Raw genomic sequence first — 15,429 nt, 5'->3', positions numbered from 1 at the left:
AAATGCCTTGCTCCTTTACTTGTCTATAAGGCTTACTTACTCTGGTTCTGCTGAGAAGCCTGCACACTTGCAAAGACGTAACTCTTGTCAACAGTGATGACAACACCCCGTGCAATCTCAACATCTACCTTGTTGGTAGTCATATCGATGTGCTTTACCGTTCCATAGATACCGCCTCCGGTCACGACAGTGTCGCCGGCAGAAAGGGCATTCTGGAATGCACGGATTTCCTTCTGCTTCTTCTGTTGCGGACGGATCATGAGAAACCACATGATGGCGAAGATTGCAACCATCATGATAATCATAGGCATCGGGCTGCCTTGACCTGCAGCCTGGGCTGCGAGGATAAGAGCTGTATTCATTGTTTATCAGTTATTATGTTTTCTTTTCGGTGAGGGGCGGTGACGAGAGGCTATATGTGACTATAAGCGATTATAAGCGAAAGATCATCACACTCTATTCCACCTGATCATTATTGCCGGCATCCTCTGTCTGCTCACGGGCGGCGACACGCTGGGCAGAAGTCTGCGCAATCGTAGGGCGGCGCCCCTCACGACGCGGAGTCCTGTCGGCCTGTCGGTCGTTATACGGACGGCGTGGACGAGGCTCCGGCATGGTCTTCATCATCTTACCGGTCTGGATAAGATGACGGGCGATGGTATCGAGCATACCGTTGATATATCCGCCGCTGCGCGGCGTACTGTACAGTTTGGCGAGGTCGACATACTCGTTGATGGTAACTGTCACCGGGATGTTAGGGAACGTGAGCATCTCGGCAATGGCAATCTGCATGATGATGACATCCATATAGGCCAGACGGGAGAAATCCCAGTTACGGCTCGACTCGCTCATATAGTGCTGATAGTCGTCAGCATTGAGAATCGTAGCCCGGAAGAGCTTGACGGCAAAATCACGGTCTTCCTCGTCACGGTATTCCGGCAGCAGTTCCTGGTCTTCCTTGTTGGCTGGATCGAAACGTTTGATGGTCTTGATGACGAAAGTGTCAACCACCTCCTTGTCGTCATTCCAATAGAGACTCTTCTCTTCCAGAACGGCATCCAGATCTGGATTCTCCTGAATCAGCGTACGGTAGATCTTGCGCCACACTTCACGATCCGCTTCGTAGGAATCTTCTTCGCTGCCCATATACTCCTGGTAAATGGTGCTCTGCTCGACCTGATCGCAGAGTTTACGTACAGCCTCCATATCATCTTCCCAGCGACGCTTCTGGGTCTCCATGAAGAGGTTGAGCTGTTTATTCTCTTCCAGCTGTACGGCGAACCTGTTGTTGGCGAAGCGTGATGAAGGAGCCTCCGTTCCTTCACGTACAGCACGACTGGCGGCAATCTCCACACGATGGCGTTCTTCCTGTGTGACAGATACGATTAAAGCCAGAAGGTAATTATAAAGGTCGTACGCTTTCGCCAAGCTGAAAAGAAGCTCCTTCTCAGCATTGTCCATATTCCTGTTACCGTTCTGATAGTATGCGTAGGTTAACTGGACAATCTTGATTCTTATTAATTCCCTATTGATCATTGTCTGTTCTAAAGATTGTGTTTCGTATTGAATACTTTACTTTGCAAATGTATGAATTTTCCTCCGTACGTGCAAACAATACCGTCTTTTTCTATGTTTTTTAAGACAATACTTGGTCAATCCAGCGAAAAGAGGTAACTTTGCAGCGCTTTTTGCAAATTGAGGATTGAAAATTGTGAACACTCCGCCGGATTTCCAATTCCTTGATCTCTCAGTGTGTGATGGCGAATTAAAGTTCATATTAATTTAGAGTAACACAAAATTATGAAGGAAATTAAAGTAACAGGTCAGAAGCGTACAGACCTTGGAAAGAAAGCTTCAAAGCTGGTCCGCAAAGAGGGTCTTGTTCCCTGTAACCTCTATGGCGAGGCACGCAAGGACGGCAAGCCGGTAGCATTGTCATTCACTGCTTCCATGGCAGAACTGCGCAAACTGGTTTACACACCGCACATCTACGTCGTAGAGCTGGTCATCGACGGCGAATCCCACACGGCTGTCCTCAAGGAGCTTCAGTTCCATCCGGTAACAGACGCACTGCTCCACGTAGACTTCTACGAGGTCAACGACCAGAAGCCTATCACCATCGGCGTTCCCGTGAAGCTCGTCGGCCTGGCACAGGGTGTCCGCGACGGTGGCCGCATGAATATGTCCATCCGCAAGATCAATGTCAAGGCTCCTTACCAGCAGATTCCGGAGCACCTCGACATCAACGTGACGGATCTCCGCCTCGGCAAGAGCATCAAGGTGGGCGAACTGAGCTTCGAGGGTCTCGAGCTGGTTACCCCGAAAGAGGTTGTCGTATGCTCTATCAAGGCAACACGTAACTCCATCCAGGCTGCTGCAGCCGCTGAGGAAGAACCTGCAGCTGCAGCCGAGTAATCAGTCTGGCAAACCCATAACAACAGAACATTGGACAAGTATCTGATCTGTGGACTGGGCAACCCCGGACAAACGTACGAGGGAACCCGGCACAACACAGGATATATGGTATTGGACGCTTTTGCGAAAGCGTCCAATATTGTTTTTGAGGACAAACGATACGGATTCGTAGCCGAGACAACCGTAAAGGGGCGAAAGGTCATTCTCCTGAAGCCCACCACCTTCATGAATCTTTCGGGGAATGCCGTGCGCTACTGGCTCAACAAGGAACATATCGACCAGAGCCGGCTGCTGGTCGTATCGGACGACGTGGCACTTCCGCTGGGTGCTTTCCGCCTGAAGGGAAGCGGTTCAAACGGCGGACACAACGGCCTCGGGCACATCCAGCAGCTCATCGGACAGGACTATGCCCGCCTGCGGATGGGAGTCGGCAACGACTATCCACGGGGCGGACAGGTCGACTGGGTATTGGGGCATTACTCTGACGAGGAAATGAAAGTACTCCAGCCGTCCATCGACCTGAGCATAGACATCATCAAGAGCTTTGTGCTTGCCGGCATCGACATCACGATGAACCAGTTTAACAAACTCGGAAAGAAATAACACCCGGCATTCTTACAAAAACAGGACGGAACGATGAATGACATTGCAAGAATAGACAAATGGCTGTGGGCAGCCCGCATCTTCAAGACACGCTCCATCGCAGCGGATGCCTGTAAGAACGGACGGGTCACCATAAAAGGCGTGAATGTAAAGCCTTCTCACACGATAAAGGCGGGCGAAGTGGTGAATGTAAAGAAACCGCCCGTTACCTATTCCTTTAAAGTGCTGAAGACAATCGAGCAAAGGGTGGGTGCCAAATTCATCCCGGAAGTCTATGAGAACGTAACCGAGGCCAAGCAGTACGAGCTGCTGGAGATGAGCCGTATCAGCGGCTTCGTCGACAGAGCACGTGGAACAGGACGCCCAACTAAGAAGGACCGCCGTCAGATGGATGCCTTCGTCGACCCTGCCCTATTCGGTTTTGATGAGGACGATGATGAGGATGAAACATTCTAAAATCGTTGTCTGATAGGTTTAAACAAACTGATAGACAGCATAACAAAGGCTATATCCCACTGACATTGCAACAAAGGTTATTGTAAAAATATAGGAATGCACGACTCCTACTCCGCTAATAATAATTATAAACGGATGTAAGAGTCGTGCATTCTTATATAAAAACAGCTCATTATCTTGACTTAAATCCAAATCGGTCATTCGCACAAAGCCTGCGAAATATTATTACAAAAAGCTCATGTTACGTTGTCTAAAAAGGGCAGAAACACCCTTTTTCAAACACATCTATAACTATCAACAAATCAATCGATTACAAAACACCAATGTAAAAGGTGCCTAATTGGACTTCAAAAGGGCGTTAGTAAGACCTCAAAAGGGCACCTTTTGCAAGCTAAAAGAGCGTCTTTTAGAAGCCAATTGAGCATCAACAAAAACAGAGGATGTGAAATATTATTACAAAATATACAATGATAAACATCCTTACCAACTCCCTCTACATCTATAAAAAATCACACAACGACAATATACTTATCCCATTTCTATAAAACCTTAACAAATTCTTTGTTGCTGTTAGTTTTTTTATACCTTTGTAACAAATAATCATATATAAATAAAAGAATGAAGAAATTACTAATTTTTGCACTATTCCTCGGCTTACAAACTGTGGCTATGGCACAGGAATCTAGCGGATTAGAAAAGGACAAAGCCGTTTACTTGGAGCTATTGGGCGCATCAAACCTTGCAGGTATCAACTATGATGCACGTTTCAACGACCACACACGCTTTGGATGGAGAGCCGGATTGAGCTTCGGTTATGGTCATAATTCCAGCATATTCTGGGAAGGTTCAGACGTACGTGGCTATGCTGTACCATTGGAAGTTAACTATCTCTTGGGTAGCCAAAAGAACAACCTTGAGGTTGGTGTAGGTACAAGTGTGGGTATATACAATATACACGGTATCTTTGTGGAGTCTGTAGATGGTCCGAAGTCTTCGTTGTCAGCTGACCAACAGAAGCATGCTGTGGGAGAGTATAACACTCCAGAAGGAACAAAGACCTGGCTGGCTTACAATGAGAGTCGTAACAAATTCGGCTACTATATCTTTGGAAACATCGGCTATCGTCACGTATCTAACAAGGGTTTCCTGTTCCGTGCAGGTTTCAGTCCTTCTTTTACTATTGGGGAGAAGAATGCAGTTAAGAAAGCGTTCTTCTATCCATACCTCGGCTTCGGTTGGGCATTTTAATTAAGAAACAGATAATAACAAAAGCAGGGACGTACGTATCGTGCGCCCCTGCTTTGTGTTTACAAACACTGAGAAATTAGTGAATCACCTTATCTATCATATACTCATAATCGTAATCTTTCTTCACCGAACGCTTCTTCAACTCAACACGTATTGAATCAAAAGGCTGGGTATTATCGTATGAAGTAGAGAATCTTACCAGACATCCACCCTTCACAAGTTCAGCTTCTGGAACTACTTTCATATTCTTTCGAGCAAGCACCTTTGCAGGAAAGACAATCTGTGTCCCTCCCTTTGTCAGCTGTTCCACAAACGCAGGAGAGCCATAGTCTCGGGCAAGTTTCAATAGTGAAGCCTTATCTACAGGTTTCTGCTGACACTCGTGGGTGTATCTTACGTAAAAATCTGTTACCATATCTGATTCGTCCCACGCCATAGGAACAGGATAAACCTTACTACTTCCATCTTTAGACAACGCCAACAAGAAGGTAAAACCATCATCCGTTTCTGGATAACAGATAGAAACTGGCAAATAAACAGAAGTGTTAGTTATGTCGGAAACTAAAGCAGTATAAACCTGAAATTCCTCATCCGCACCTTTCCAAATGTCTTCTCGTGTAAACACTTTCCTATCAAACAAGACTTTACCACCTTTTGAAATCGTCACAACCATCTTCTTTACAAACTCATCAGAATTCTTCACCTTAGTCTTACTATCAATAATATCAATCCGAACACGCCAGTCTCCATAGACTGTATCCATCATCACACTCTCGTTAGCGTAATCTTCTGTCTTCATTGTTTTATCCTCTTGGACAGCAAATGTACCCTCAACTTGAGCATCGGTAGGAGCTTTCCGAACTCCCGAAGCTGAACAAGCGGTAAGAATACCTATACCCACAAAGGTGAATAATAAGGCTGTAAAAATCCTTAGCTTTCTATATTTTCTCATCATTTTCCTTGTATATAATTAGTAATAAAACCGATATATAATTCGTTGCACAAAAGTAAACAAAAAGTTTAAATTTGCAAGTTTATGCCTTAAAAAATATAAATAAAAAAAGAACTACTTCCCATCTTCATATAGAAAGACGGAAAGCAGTTCTATTATCTATTCTTTTATTTTACCTTTATCCAGCTGTTCTATCACAGCCTCAGTAGCTTACTTTACAGGAATCTCCTCCAAAGTCTGAACGAGAAGTTTCCAGAATGGCTCAACAGTTGCTATCTCAAGACGCTCCTTCGCTGTATGTGGACTGCGGAGAGTTGGACCAAGACTAACAACATCCATACCTGGATACTTGCCAAGGATAACTGAACATTCAAGACCAGCGTGGTCTACCTGCACAATACCCTCTTCACCGTTCTGCTCTTTGTAGACTTTCTTCAGAAGGTTGAGTATCTCGCTCTCCGGGTTCGGGTCCCAGCCGCCGTACTGTCCGCTGAAGACCGTCTTCATACCTGCCATGTTGAAACAGCTCTCCAGCTGGGCAGAGATATAGTCGCGCATATCCTCCCGGCTCGAGCGGGCCAGGATCTTGATGGCGGCCTTGGCCGGGTCGATGGCGATGATGGCGAGGTTCGAGGAGGTCTCTACCACATTCGGATAAGACGGGATCATACGCAATACTCCATTGTGACAGGCATAGATGGCATCGATGAGGTTGTCCTGGATTTCCACTGGAAGAAGGCTTCCGGGCTTTTCTGTCTCCTCGACAAAAAATTCCACGTTCGGCTCGATACCCTTGAACTCGTCCTCGACGAGTGCCTTCTGGCAGGCGACCATTTCTTTCAGAGCCGCGACATTGGTCTGCGGCAAGGCAAGAACGACCTCTGCCTTGAACGGAATGGCATTGCGCATATTGCCTCCTTCCCAGCGTGCCAGCCGGGCATCCAGTTCGGTGACAGCCTTGCGTACCAGGCGTACCATTTCCTTGTTGGCATTAGCACGTCCCTCGTTGATTTCAAGGCCCGAGTGTCCGCCGCGCAGCCCTTTCAGGGTAACCCTGACAGCTGCCTCCTGGTCGTTGACAACCTCCTTGTACTCCAAGGTCGATGTAATGTCGACACCGCCGGCAGAACCGATAACGAACTTTCCCCATGTTTCCGAATCGAGATTCATGAGGATGTCGCTGTGCAGCTCGCCTCCGGGCATTTCGTTGACACCGAACATACCCGTCTCCTCGTCACGTGTAATCAGTGCCTCTACAGCTCCATGCTTCAGGCTCTTGTCCTCCATGACCGCCATGATGGCCGCAACGCCTACACCGTCGTCAGCACCAAGCGTCGTATTGTCGGCATATACCCATCCGTCCACGATATGGGTCGTGATCGGGTCGGTCTCGAAGTTATGATTGCTGTCGGGAGCTTTCTGCGGCACCATGTCCATGTGCGCCTGCAACAGAACAGTCTTACGGTTCTCATATCCCGGTGTGGCAGGCTTGCGCATGACGACATTGCCGCCGGCATCCACGTATGCCTCGACACCGACTCTTGCAGCAAAGTCCAGCAAGAACTTCTGCACCTTCTCTGGATGTCCTGACGGACGCGGAACCTGTGTCAGATCATCAAAGTTTCTCCAAACACCTTCCGGCTTAAGATTTCTGATTTCACTCATAATGTTGATTTTAAAAGGTTATTAAGTTATGGATTGTTTATCTGTCTTTCTTTCATTGTTCTGATATTTTATTCTTCTACCGGCCGGGTAAGCTCTGTCGGGCTCACCAGTGAGACGGGCGTATGGGTAAAGCTCAATGCAATCCACGCATATACGCCCAGAAGGACAACCAGCAACGTCTGGAGAGTATGCACGATCAGGACAAAATACAATGCCTGGTTGTCCGCCACGCCATAGAGGATGAGCATCGTCTTGACGGCGAAATGCCACGGTCCTGCTCCGTTCGGTGTCGGCACGATGACGGCAATAGAACCTACCACAAAGCTGACCAGCGCACAGGAAAGGCCGAGATGTGCCGTCGCATCGAAGCAGAAGAAAGTCAGGTAATAATGCAGGAAATAGCTCCCCCATATCGCAAGACTGTAGAAAAGGAACAGGGGGATGTTCCTTACTTTCCGCAGCGAACCGATGCCTTGCCATATACCGGCCAGCATCTCCTTCACCTTATTATATAAAGCCAGACGACGCAGCACATAATAGAAGAGGATGACAGAGGCTATACCGCAGACAGCCGTCACCAGCCAGCCTGTTGCCGAGAACATCCCGAAGACGTCGTCGATGCGCGTGCCGGTCCTTGAGAAGAAACTGGAAAACACTGCCAGCTGCATGAAGAAAGCGATGGCAGTGATGAGCAGAACAATGAGCGTATCGACAGCCCGCTCCGTTACCACCGTACCGATTGCTTTCGGAAAAGGCACCTTGTCGTACCGGTTCAAAACACCGCAACGAGCAAACTCGCCGATACGGGGAATCAGCAGGCTGACGGCGTAGGACAGGAAAACCGCATTGACGCAGACCGACGTACGGGGGTGCTCGCCGATGGGTTCGAGGCTCTGTTTCCATCTCCATCCACGGAAAGCCTGTGCCAGAACGCCGAAAGGGAGAGAAAGAAGCATCCACGTCCAGTCCATCTCATGAAAGAGAACATGACGGATGCTGAAGAAGTCGAAACCCCTATACATCCAATAAAGGATTGCACTTCCAAGCAGTAACGGCAATGCAATCTTCACAGTATTGTTGAACAGTCTCTTCGTCTTCATATAATGGAGCAAAGATAAGGAAAATGCTTTTAAATGCAAAATAAAATGTATATCTTTGTAGACGAATAAAGAAAAATTATGAAATCTGTCAAACCAAAGAAGAATCTGGGTCAGCACTTCCTTACCGATTTAAGCATTGCACACCGGATTGCCGACACCGTTGATGCCTGTCCCGACACACCTGTACTGGAAATCGGACCGGGCATGGGAGTCCTCACACAGTATCTCGTCGAGAAGCCCCGTGAAGTGAAAGCGGTGGAGATAGATGCGGAAAGCGTTGCTTATCTCTATGAGAATTTCCCCAGGCTGCGTGAGAACATTATCGGTGAAGACTTCCTTCGTATGGATCTCTCACAGATTTTCGATGGCAGGCAGTTCGTTCTTACAGGCAATTATCCCTACGATATTTCTTCGCAGATCTTCTTCAAGATGCTCGACTACAAGGATCTTATCCCCTGCTGTACAGGGATGATTCAGCGGGAAGTGGCCCTGCGGATGGCTGCCGCACCAGGTTCGAAAGCATACGGAATACTGTCTGTCCTGATGCAGGCGTGGTATGACGTGGAGTATCTCTTCACAGTGGATGAAAACGTATTCAACCCGCCGCCAAAGGTGAAGAGTGCCGTTATCCGCATGACACGGAACGACGTGACAGACTTAGGCTGTGACGAACGACTGTTCAAACGGCTGGTAAAAGCCGTATTCAACCAGCGCCGCAAGATGCTGCGCGTCAGTCTGCGCCAGCTGTTCAACACAGGCAAGCCAGCCGACGGCTTCTATGAGCAGGACATCATGACCAAGCGTCCGGAGCAGCTGTCCATACCGCAGCTTGTCGGACTGACGAACATGGTTGCCGAACAACTGGAACTCGCTTCTTTTGCGAATGGAGGAAGAGAGAGGTAGGATGTGAGGAGTTAAGGAAACTTCAGGGATTTAGGCCAAATACCTCGTGGAACAATACCTTCAGAACTGTCGGTTCGACTCCTTTAACTCCCTGACACTCTTAACACCTTTAACTCCCCTAAACTTCTTCAATTCCCCCTAATCGCTTTAGCTCTTTAACCTCCAAAACATGACCAGAAAAGAACAATACGAGCAGCTGCTACCGCAGATTGCCGCACTTATCAAGGGCGAGAAAAACCTCGTGGGCATATTGGCCAACGTGTCAGCAGCCCTGCACGACACCTTCCCGGAACGGTTCTTCTGGGTCGGGTTCTATCTTCGCCAGGATGAAAGACATCTCCGGCTGGGTCCCTTCCAGGGCTCCGTCGCCTGCTATGCCATCCCATACGGAAAGGGTGTCTGCGGCAAGGCATGGGAAGAAGGGCGAACGCTCATCGTCCCGGACGTAGAAAGTTTCCCCGGACACATCGCCTGCAGCAGTCTTTCACGTAGTGAGATTGTCGCACCGATGTACGATTCCTCACACACCTTCCGCGGCGTTCTCGACATCGACAGCACTCGTCCCGACGACTTCAACAACGATGACAAGCAAGGATTGGAGCGCATTGCTGCCCTGCTGATGGAGGAAACAGAAGGCCTCTTTGTGGAAAAATAAAGCAAAATCTTGTACATATCCGAATTAATTCCTATTTTTGTAACATAGAATAATAATACATCAATTATATGTTAGACGTAAAGCAGACATTAAATGATGCCAGCGAACGCATGGAAATGGCAGCAATGTATCTCGGTGACGAGTTGCAGCGCATCCGTGCCGGCAGGGCAAACGTAGCCATTCTCGATGGTGTACGAGTTGATTCTTACGGTTCAAAGGTACCTTTGAACCAGGTAGCTACGGTCATGGTACCCGATGCACGCACCATTGCCATCAAGCCTTGGGACAGGAAAGCCATCAAGGACATTGAAAAGGCCATCATGGATTCAGATGTGGGCATCACACCGGAAAACAACGGCGAGATGATCCGCCTGAACCTTCCCCAACCGACAGAGGAACGCCGCCGGGAACTGGTAAAGCAGTGCAACAAAATCGGCGAGCGCACAAAGGTGGAAATCCGTAATGTGCGTTCAGACATCAAGGACAAACTGAAGAAGGCCATCAAGGACGGGCTTTCAGAAGACAATGAGAAAGATGCAGAAAACGACCTGCAGAAGCTCCACGACAAGTATATCAAACAGGTGGATGCTTTACTGGAGGAGAAACAGAAAGAGATCATGACCGTTTAGACAACGGTAAAAAAGGAAAAAAGGAAGGAAAGGGAAAAAGGAAGGAAGAAAGAAAGGAAGAATAAGCGTTTGAAAATGAAGGGTACTTCATGTCAAAACTGTCTGTCAGACCTCTTCCCGCTCCCTTCTACCCGATTATCTTTTTACTTTTTTACACTCTTACTTTTTTACTTTTCATCATTTACTCACTTAGCTTCTTACCTTTTTACTTTTCAATAGTGCGCGGCTTAGTAATAAAGAACACAGGTAGCTGGTACACGGTAAAGACAGAAGACGGCAAAACGATAGACAGCAAGATAAAAGGCAATTTCCGACTGAAAGGGATTCGCTCTACCAATCCTGTGGCTGTCGGCGACTACGTCGTCATCACGCCCAACCAGGAGGGAACGGCTTTCATTACAGAGATAGAAGACCGTCGGAACTACATTATCCGGAAATCGCCCAACCTCTCAAAGCAGAGCCATATCATCGCAGCCAACATCGACCAGGCGTTCCTTATTGTCACCGTGAACTATCCCGAGACATCCACCACCTTCATCGACCGTTTCCTCGCCGGTGCAGAGGCCTATCGCATTCCAGTGACATTGGTGTTCAACAAGCGCGACCTGCTTTCCGATGATGAGCTGCGTTATCAGCATGCCGTGATGAATCTCTACGAAACAATCGGATATCAGTGCGTAGAGATACAGGCAAGTGCAGAACCTACCGATGAGTTCAGTGTGGAGATACTGAAACCGCTGCTGGCCGGAAAAATAACGCTGTTGAGCGGAAACAGCGGTGTGGGGAAATCGACGATCATCAATGCTCTCCTGCCTCATGCAAACCTTCGCACGGCAGACATCTCCGATGCGCATAACACAGGTATGCACACAACGACGTTCAGCGAGATGCTGGAACTGCCAATAGAGGGATATATCATTGATACGCCGGGTATCAAAGGTTTCGGCACTTTTGACATCGAACGGGAAGAACTGACAAGCTACTTCCGCGAAATATTCAAGTTCTCCAAGAACTGCCGCTTCTCCAACTGCACACATACACATGAACCCGGCTGTGCCGTCCGCAAGGCTGTGGAAGAACATTACATCGCCGAAAGCCGATATAACAGTTACCTCTCAATGCTTGAAGACAAAGAAGAGAACAAATATCGTGAGGCTTTTTAGCTTTACGATGTTTTGTTTTTATCGAATTATTTACATGAGAAGAAAGAATTATTTACGAGCGGAGAAATATTTTTTTTCATGAAGATAAATACTTCTCTTCACGTAAATAAATCAGAAAGAAGCCTTTCCTTGTGTCTCTATCTCATTAAAACGGATATATAGAAGACCATCAGGGTAAAGCCGGAAAAGATGCTGATCAGCACTTTGAAAAACCATTCAAGATACGCTCCCAGTTATCAGCAAACCTGCGGATGTTGGGAAAAAGGATATCAGCGCCTTCATCCAAAAGTACGGAATCAGCCAGCGGGCCACTGTTGACAGCCACCGTATAGCAACCTGCTGCCACTCCGGCACGTACACCCAGTGGCGCATTCTCGACGACAATACCTTCTGCAGGCGCATAATCACCGGCTTTCTGCAGTCCCATCAGGTAAGGATCGGGGGCGGGCTTGCCACGCTTTACGTCAAAGGCAGTTGTAATCTGATCATGCGAAACGAATTCTCCGAAATCACGGCTCAAACGTTCAATGAGCGGACGCTGCGCACTTCCGGTCACGATACCTATCTTCAATCCGCTACGCCTTATCTTCTGCATAAGGTCTGTCACGCCGTCGAAGATCTTTGCTTCCGGCATCTCGTGGAAATAACGTGCCTTTACATCGTACATCCGCTGCGCTTCTGCCTCAGTCAGTCCCTTGCCGAGCTGCACTTTGGCATACCTGCGGATGGTATCAACCCCACGTGCCCCTTCCGTTGCATAAGCGTCTTCAAGCGTGAAATGGATACCGAACTCCTTCATGGCACGCTGCCATGCAACGCCGTGGTTGGGCATTGAGTCATAAAGAACGCCGTCCATGTCAAAGAGAACGACCTTGAAACCTCCCCGAACCCCTCCGATGGAGGGGGTATCTTGCTGCCTGTGGGATAACATCATTACTCCTTTTATATCATTATCTATCATCACCCAATATATTCCCTCATTCAGAAGGGTTGGGGAAGGTTTTCTTACCTTTCATCACCCCCATCCCCTCCTTCGGAGGGGTTGGGGGAGACATCTACTTCTCTTTGGTCAGTCTTTCTTGAATAGCCTTGCTTTCAGCCTCATAGCCAGGCTTGTTGAGAAGAGCGAACATATTCTTCTTGTAAGCCTCAACACCCGGCTGGTTGAAAGGATTCACCTCCTGGACAAGACCGCTGATACCGCAGGCCTTCTCGAAGAAGTAGATAAGCTGACCGAGATAATACTCGTTCAATGCCGGAACACTGATACGGATATTCGGTACGCCACCGTCAACGTGTGCCAGACGGGTACCCAGTTCCGCCATTTTGTTCACCTCGTCAACACGCTTCCCTTCAAGGAAGTTCAATCCGTCAAGATTCTCATCATCATGCGGGAAGAGGAGCTTGGCATTAGGCTGCTCCACGGAGATTACCGTCTCGAAGATGGAACGTTCGCCCTGCTGAATCCACTGACCCATCGAGTGCAGGTCGGTCGTGAAGTCGCAGGCTGCAGGGAAGATGCCCTTGTGGTCCTTGCCCTCGCTCTCGCCGTAGAGCTGCTTCCACCACTCTGCAAAGAAGTGGAGCTTCGGCTGGAAGTTGGCAACAATCTCAATCTTCTTGCCTGCCTGAGAATAGAGACCCTGACGGACTGCAGCGTATCGGGCAGCGATATTGCTTGCAAAAGGAACGTCGTTTGCAGTCTCTTTCTCCATCTGCTGCGCACCTTCAACGAGTTTCTTCACATCGAAACCGGCTACGGCAATCGGCAGCAGACCTACCGGAGTGAGGACGGAGAAGCGGCCGCCGACATTGTCAGGAATAATGAAGGTCTTGTAACCTTCCTTGGTTGCAGCAGCACGCGCAGCCCCTTTGTGCTCGTCGGTGATGGCCACGATGACCTCCCGGGCAGCTTCCTTGCCCAGCTGGTCCTCACACTGTTTCTTCAAGAGACGGAAAGCAAGGGCGGTCTCTGTCGTCGTTCCCGACTTGGAGATATTGATGACACCGAACTTCTTTCCTTTCAGGTAAGCTGTCAGCTCAGCAAGATAATCCTCACCGATATTGTTTCCTGCAAAGAGGATAGTAGGATTCTTCTTGTCGTTGACAAGCCATGCGAAGCTGTTTCCCAAGGCCTCGATGACGGCACGGGCACCGAGGTAAGAACCGCCGATACCTGCAACGACAACCACCTCACACTTCTCACGAAGTGTATCGGCTACTGCCTGAATCTGACCGAGGAACTCCGGCGTGATGCTCGACGGCAGATGCAGCCATCCGAGGAAGTCATTGCCAGGGCAAGTAGCCTTCTCCAGCGCTTCCTGTGCGGCAGCTACATGAGGAGCATAAGCCTCTACTGCGCCCGGATTCAAGAACTGGGCGGCTTTTGAAATGTCTAACTTAATACTTTCCATTTGCGTTTATCTAAATGAGTCTGTTAATAATTTTATTTCAATCTGCGGGCTGATACGCTCGTAGAGGATATTGTAGACGGCATCGAGAATGGGCATATTGACGTGCAGCCGCCGGTTGATTTCCTTCATGCACTTCGTCCCGAAGTACCCTTCGGCGATCATCTCCATCTCAATCTGCGCCGACTTGACGCTGTATCCCTTGCCGATCATCGTACCGAAAGTATGGTTGCGCGAAAACTTACTATATCCCGTCACCAGCTGGTCACCGAGATATACACTGTCGATGATGGACCGCCGGATGGGATTGATCGTGTTGAGGAAACGGTCCATTTCCTGCATGGCGTTCGACATGAGTACCGCCTGGAAGTTGTCACCATACTTCAAACCCGAACAGATACCGGCCGCTATGGCATAAACGTTCTTCAGGACGGAAGCATATTCTATGCCCAGGACATCCGGCGAGGTCTTGGTCTTGACATAGGCGGAAGCCAGCACCTCCGTGAAAGCACGTGCCTTGTCGAGGTCTGCACAGCCCACGGTAAGATACGTGAGCCGTTCCATCGCCACCTCCTCGGCGTGCGAAGGACCTCCGATGACAGCGAGATTGTCATACGGAACACCGTAAGCCTCGTGGAAATACTCAGAGCAGACGAGGTTTTCGTCAGGTACGATTCCCTTGATAGCCGTCACGACCAGTTTTGTATTTAGCTTTGTCTTCAGTTTCTTCAGCAATGCTTTCAGATAGGGAGAAGGCGTGACGAACACCAGCGTGTCGTATTCCTGCGCAATCCAGTTGATGTCCGAAGAGAAGACAATCTCGTCCAAATTGAACCGCACCGCAGTAAGGTAAGCCGGGTTATGACCTCTCCGGCGGAACTCCTCTATCCTGTCGTCACGTCGGAAATACCAACCGATATGGTGCGTATGTTCCACGACAATCTTGGCGATAGCCGTTGCCCAGCTACCGCTTCCAATGATTGCTATTTTACCGAGGTCGAACATAACTTTCAAAAGTAAAAAGGTGAAAAGGTAAAAGGGTGAAAGGGTGAAAAGTAAGAAAGTGAAGTAAGCGGGCAATATATCATGACCTGACATTTTCACAAAGTCCTGCTTTCTGCCTTCCCTGTTACCTCTTAGCTTATTCTTTCCCCCTTCATCATCTTTCCATCCTTTCTTTTACTTTCACTTTTTCACCTTTTCACTTTCTTACTTTTCACCCTTTTTAC

16 protein-coding genes are annotated in these 15,429 nt (G+C 48.5%); 8 read left to right on the top strand and 8 right to left on the bottom strand.

Annotated elements, in window-relative coordinates:
* Nucleotides 1-32 precede the first annotated feature (32 nt).
* Nucleotides 33-362, bottom strand: coding sequence for a preprotein translocase subunit YajC (gene yajC / locus DYH27_RS02180; RefSeq protein WP_025068063.1), 330 nt, complete (start codon nt 360-362; stop codon nt 33-35).
* A 94-nt stretch (nt 363-456) separates the two neighbouring features.
* Nucleotides 457-1,536: a transcription antitermination factor NusB gene (gene nusB / locus DYH27_RS02175; RefSeq protein WP_029216466.1), complete on the bottom strand. Its 1,080-nt coding sequence runs from the start codon at nt 1,534-1,536 to the stop codon at nt 457-459.
* 264 nt (nt 1,537-1,800) lie between these two features.
* Here nusB and DYH27_RS02170 point away from each other — a divergent pair, with 264 nt between their 5' ends.
* The 4 genes from DYH27_RS02170 (at nt 1,801) to DYH27_RS02155 (ending at nt 4,722) form a co-directional block, all read left to right on the top strand.
* The gene (locus DYH27_RS02170; protein ID WP_004353679.1) at nt 1,801-2,415 is read left to right on the top strand and encodes a 50S ribosomal protein L25/general stress protein Ctc; all 615 of its coding nucleotides are present in this window, start codon (nt 1,801-1,803) and stop codon (nt 2,413-2,415) included.
* A gap of 30 nt (nt 2,416-2,445) precedes the next feature.
* A complete protein-coding gene (pth, locus tag DYH27_RS02165; protein ID WP_004353668.1) occupies nt 2,446-3,018 on the top strand; it encodes an aminoacyl-tRNA hydrolase in 573 nt (190 codons plus the stop codon).
* Nucleotides 3,019-3,051: 33 nt separating this feature from the next.
* Nucleotides 3,052-3,474 carry an RNA-binding S4 domain-containing protein gene (locus tag DYH27_RS02160; protein ID WP_004353683.1) on the top strand — a complete coding sequence of 141 codons (423 nt, stop codon included), beginning with the start codon at nt 3,052-3,054 and terminating at the stop codon, nt 3,472-3,474.
* 669 nt (nt 3,475-4,143) lie between these two features.
* Complete coding sequence (locus DYH27_RS02155) at nt 4,144-4,722, top strand: hypothetical protein (RefSeq protein WP_004351896.1); 579 nt, start codon at nt 4,144-4,146, stop codon at nt 4,720-4,722.
* 76 nt (nt 4,723-4,798) lie between these two features.
* Here the strand turns inward: DYH27_RS02155 and DYH27_RS02150 are convergent, their stop codons facing one another.
* The 3 genes from DYH27_RS02150 to DYH27_RS02140 form a co-directional block, all read right to left on the bottom strand.
* On the bottom strand, nt 4,799-5,677 hold the full coding sequence (locus DYH27_RS02150) for a hypothetical protein (protein WP_004352050.1): 879 nt from the start codon (nt 5,675-5,677) through the stop codon (nt 4,799-4,801).
* 207 nt (nt 5,678-5,884) lie between these two features.
* On the bottom strand, nt 5,885-7,339 hold the full coding sequence (locus DYH27_RS02145) for an aminoacyl-histidine dipeptidase (protein ID WP_025068062.1): 1,455 nt from the start codon (nt 7,337-7,339) through the stop codon (nt 5,885-5,887).
* Nucleotides 7,340-7,407: 68 nt separating this feature from the next.
* The gene (locus tag DYH27_RS02140; RefSeq protein ID WP_029216467.1) at nt 7,408-8,439 is read right to left on the bottom strand and encodes a lysylphosphatidylglycerol synthase transmembrane domain-containing protein; all 1,032 of its coding nucleotides are present in this window, start codon (nt 8,437-8,439) and stop codon (nt 7,408-7,410) included.
* A 78-nt stretch (nt 8,440-8,517) separates the two neighbouring features.
* On the opposite strand from DYH27_RS02140, the gene rsmA reads away from it, so the two are divergent.
* The 4 genes from rsmA (at nt 8,518) to rsgA (ending at nt 11,789) form a co-directional block, all read left to right on the top strand.
* Nucleotides 8,518-9,342: a 16S rRNA (adenine(1518)-N(6)/adenine(1519)-N(6))-dimethyltransferase RsmA gene (gene rsmA / locus DYH27_RS02135; RefSeq protein ID WP_029216468.1), complete on the top strand. Its 825-nt coding sequence runs from the start codon at nt 8,518-8,520 to the stop codon at nt 9,340-9,342.
* 169 nt (nt 9,343-9,511) lie between these two features.
* A complete protein-coding gene (locus DYH27_RS02130) occupies nt 9,512-9,997 on the top strand; it encodes a GAF domain-containing protein (RefSeq protein WP_029216469.1) in 486 nt (161 codons plus the stop codon).
* Nucleotides 9,998-10,065: 68 nt separating this feature from the next.
* On the top strand, nt 10,066-10,626 hold the full coding sequence (gene frr, locus DYH27_RS02125; protein WP_025068060.1) for a ribosome recycling factor: 561 nt from the start codon (nt 10,066-10,068) through the stop codon (nt 10,624-10,626).
* A 218-nt stretch (nt 10,627-10,844) separates the two neighbouring features.
* The gene (gene rsgA, locus DYH27_RS02120) at nt 10,845-11,789 is read left to right on the top strand and encodes a ribosome small subunit-dependent GTPase A (protein ID WP_025068059.1); all 945 of its coding nucleotides are present in this window, start codon (nt 10,845-10,847) and stop codon (nt 11,787-11,789) included.
* A gap of 196 nt (nt 11,790-11,985) precedes the next feature.
* Here the strand turns inward: rsgA and DYH27_RS02115 are convergent, their stop codons facing one another.
* From DYH27_RS02115 to DYH27_RS02105, 3 genes are all read right to left on the bottom strand, one after another.
* The gene (locus DYH27_RS02115; RefSeq protein ID WP_025068058.1) at nt 11,986-12,720 is read right to left on the bottom strand and encodes an HAD family hydrolase; all 735 of its coding nucleotides are present in this window, start codon (nt 12,718-12,720) and stop codon (nt 11,986-11,988) included.
* Between the two features lie 124 nt (nt 12,721-12,844).
* On the bottom strand, nt 12,845-14,203 hold the full coding sequence (locus DYH27_RS02110; protein ID WP_025068057.1) for a glucose-6-phosphate isomerase: 1,359 nt from the start codon (nt 14,201-14,203) through the stop codon (nt 12,845-12,847).
* A gap of 6 nt (nt 14,204-14,209) precedes the next feature.
* Nucleotides 14,210-15,205 carry an NAD(P)H-dependent glycerol-3-phosphate dehydrogenase gene (locus tag DYH27_RS02105; protein WP_025068056.1) on the bottom strand — a complete coding sequence of 332 codons (996 nt, stop codon included), beginning with the start codon at nt 15,203-15,205 and terminating at the stop codon, nt 14,210-14,212.
* Nucleotides 15,206-15,429 lie beyond the last annotated feature (224 nt).

It is taken from the genome of Prevotella denticola, from assembly GCF_900454835.1.
GTDB classification, from domain to species: Bacteria; Bacteroidota; Bacteroidia; order Bacteroidales; family Bacteroidaceae; genus Prevotella; species Prevotella denticola.
The sequence above is the reverse complement of the archived record's forward strand: the minus strand, read 5'-3'. Positions and strand labels throughout refer to the sequence as shown.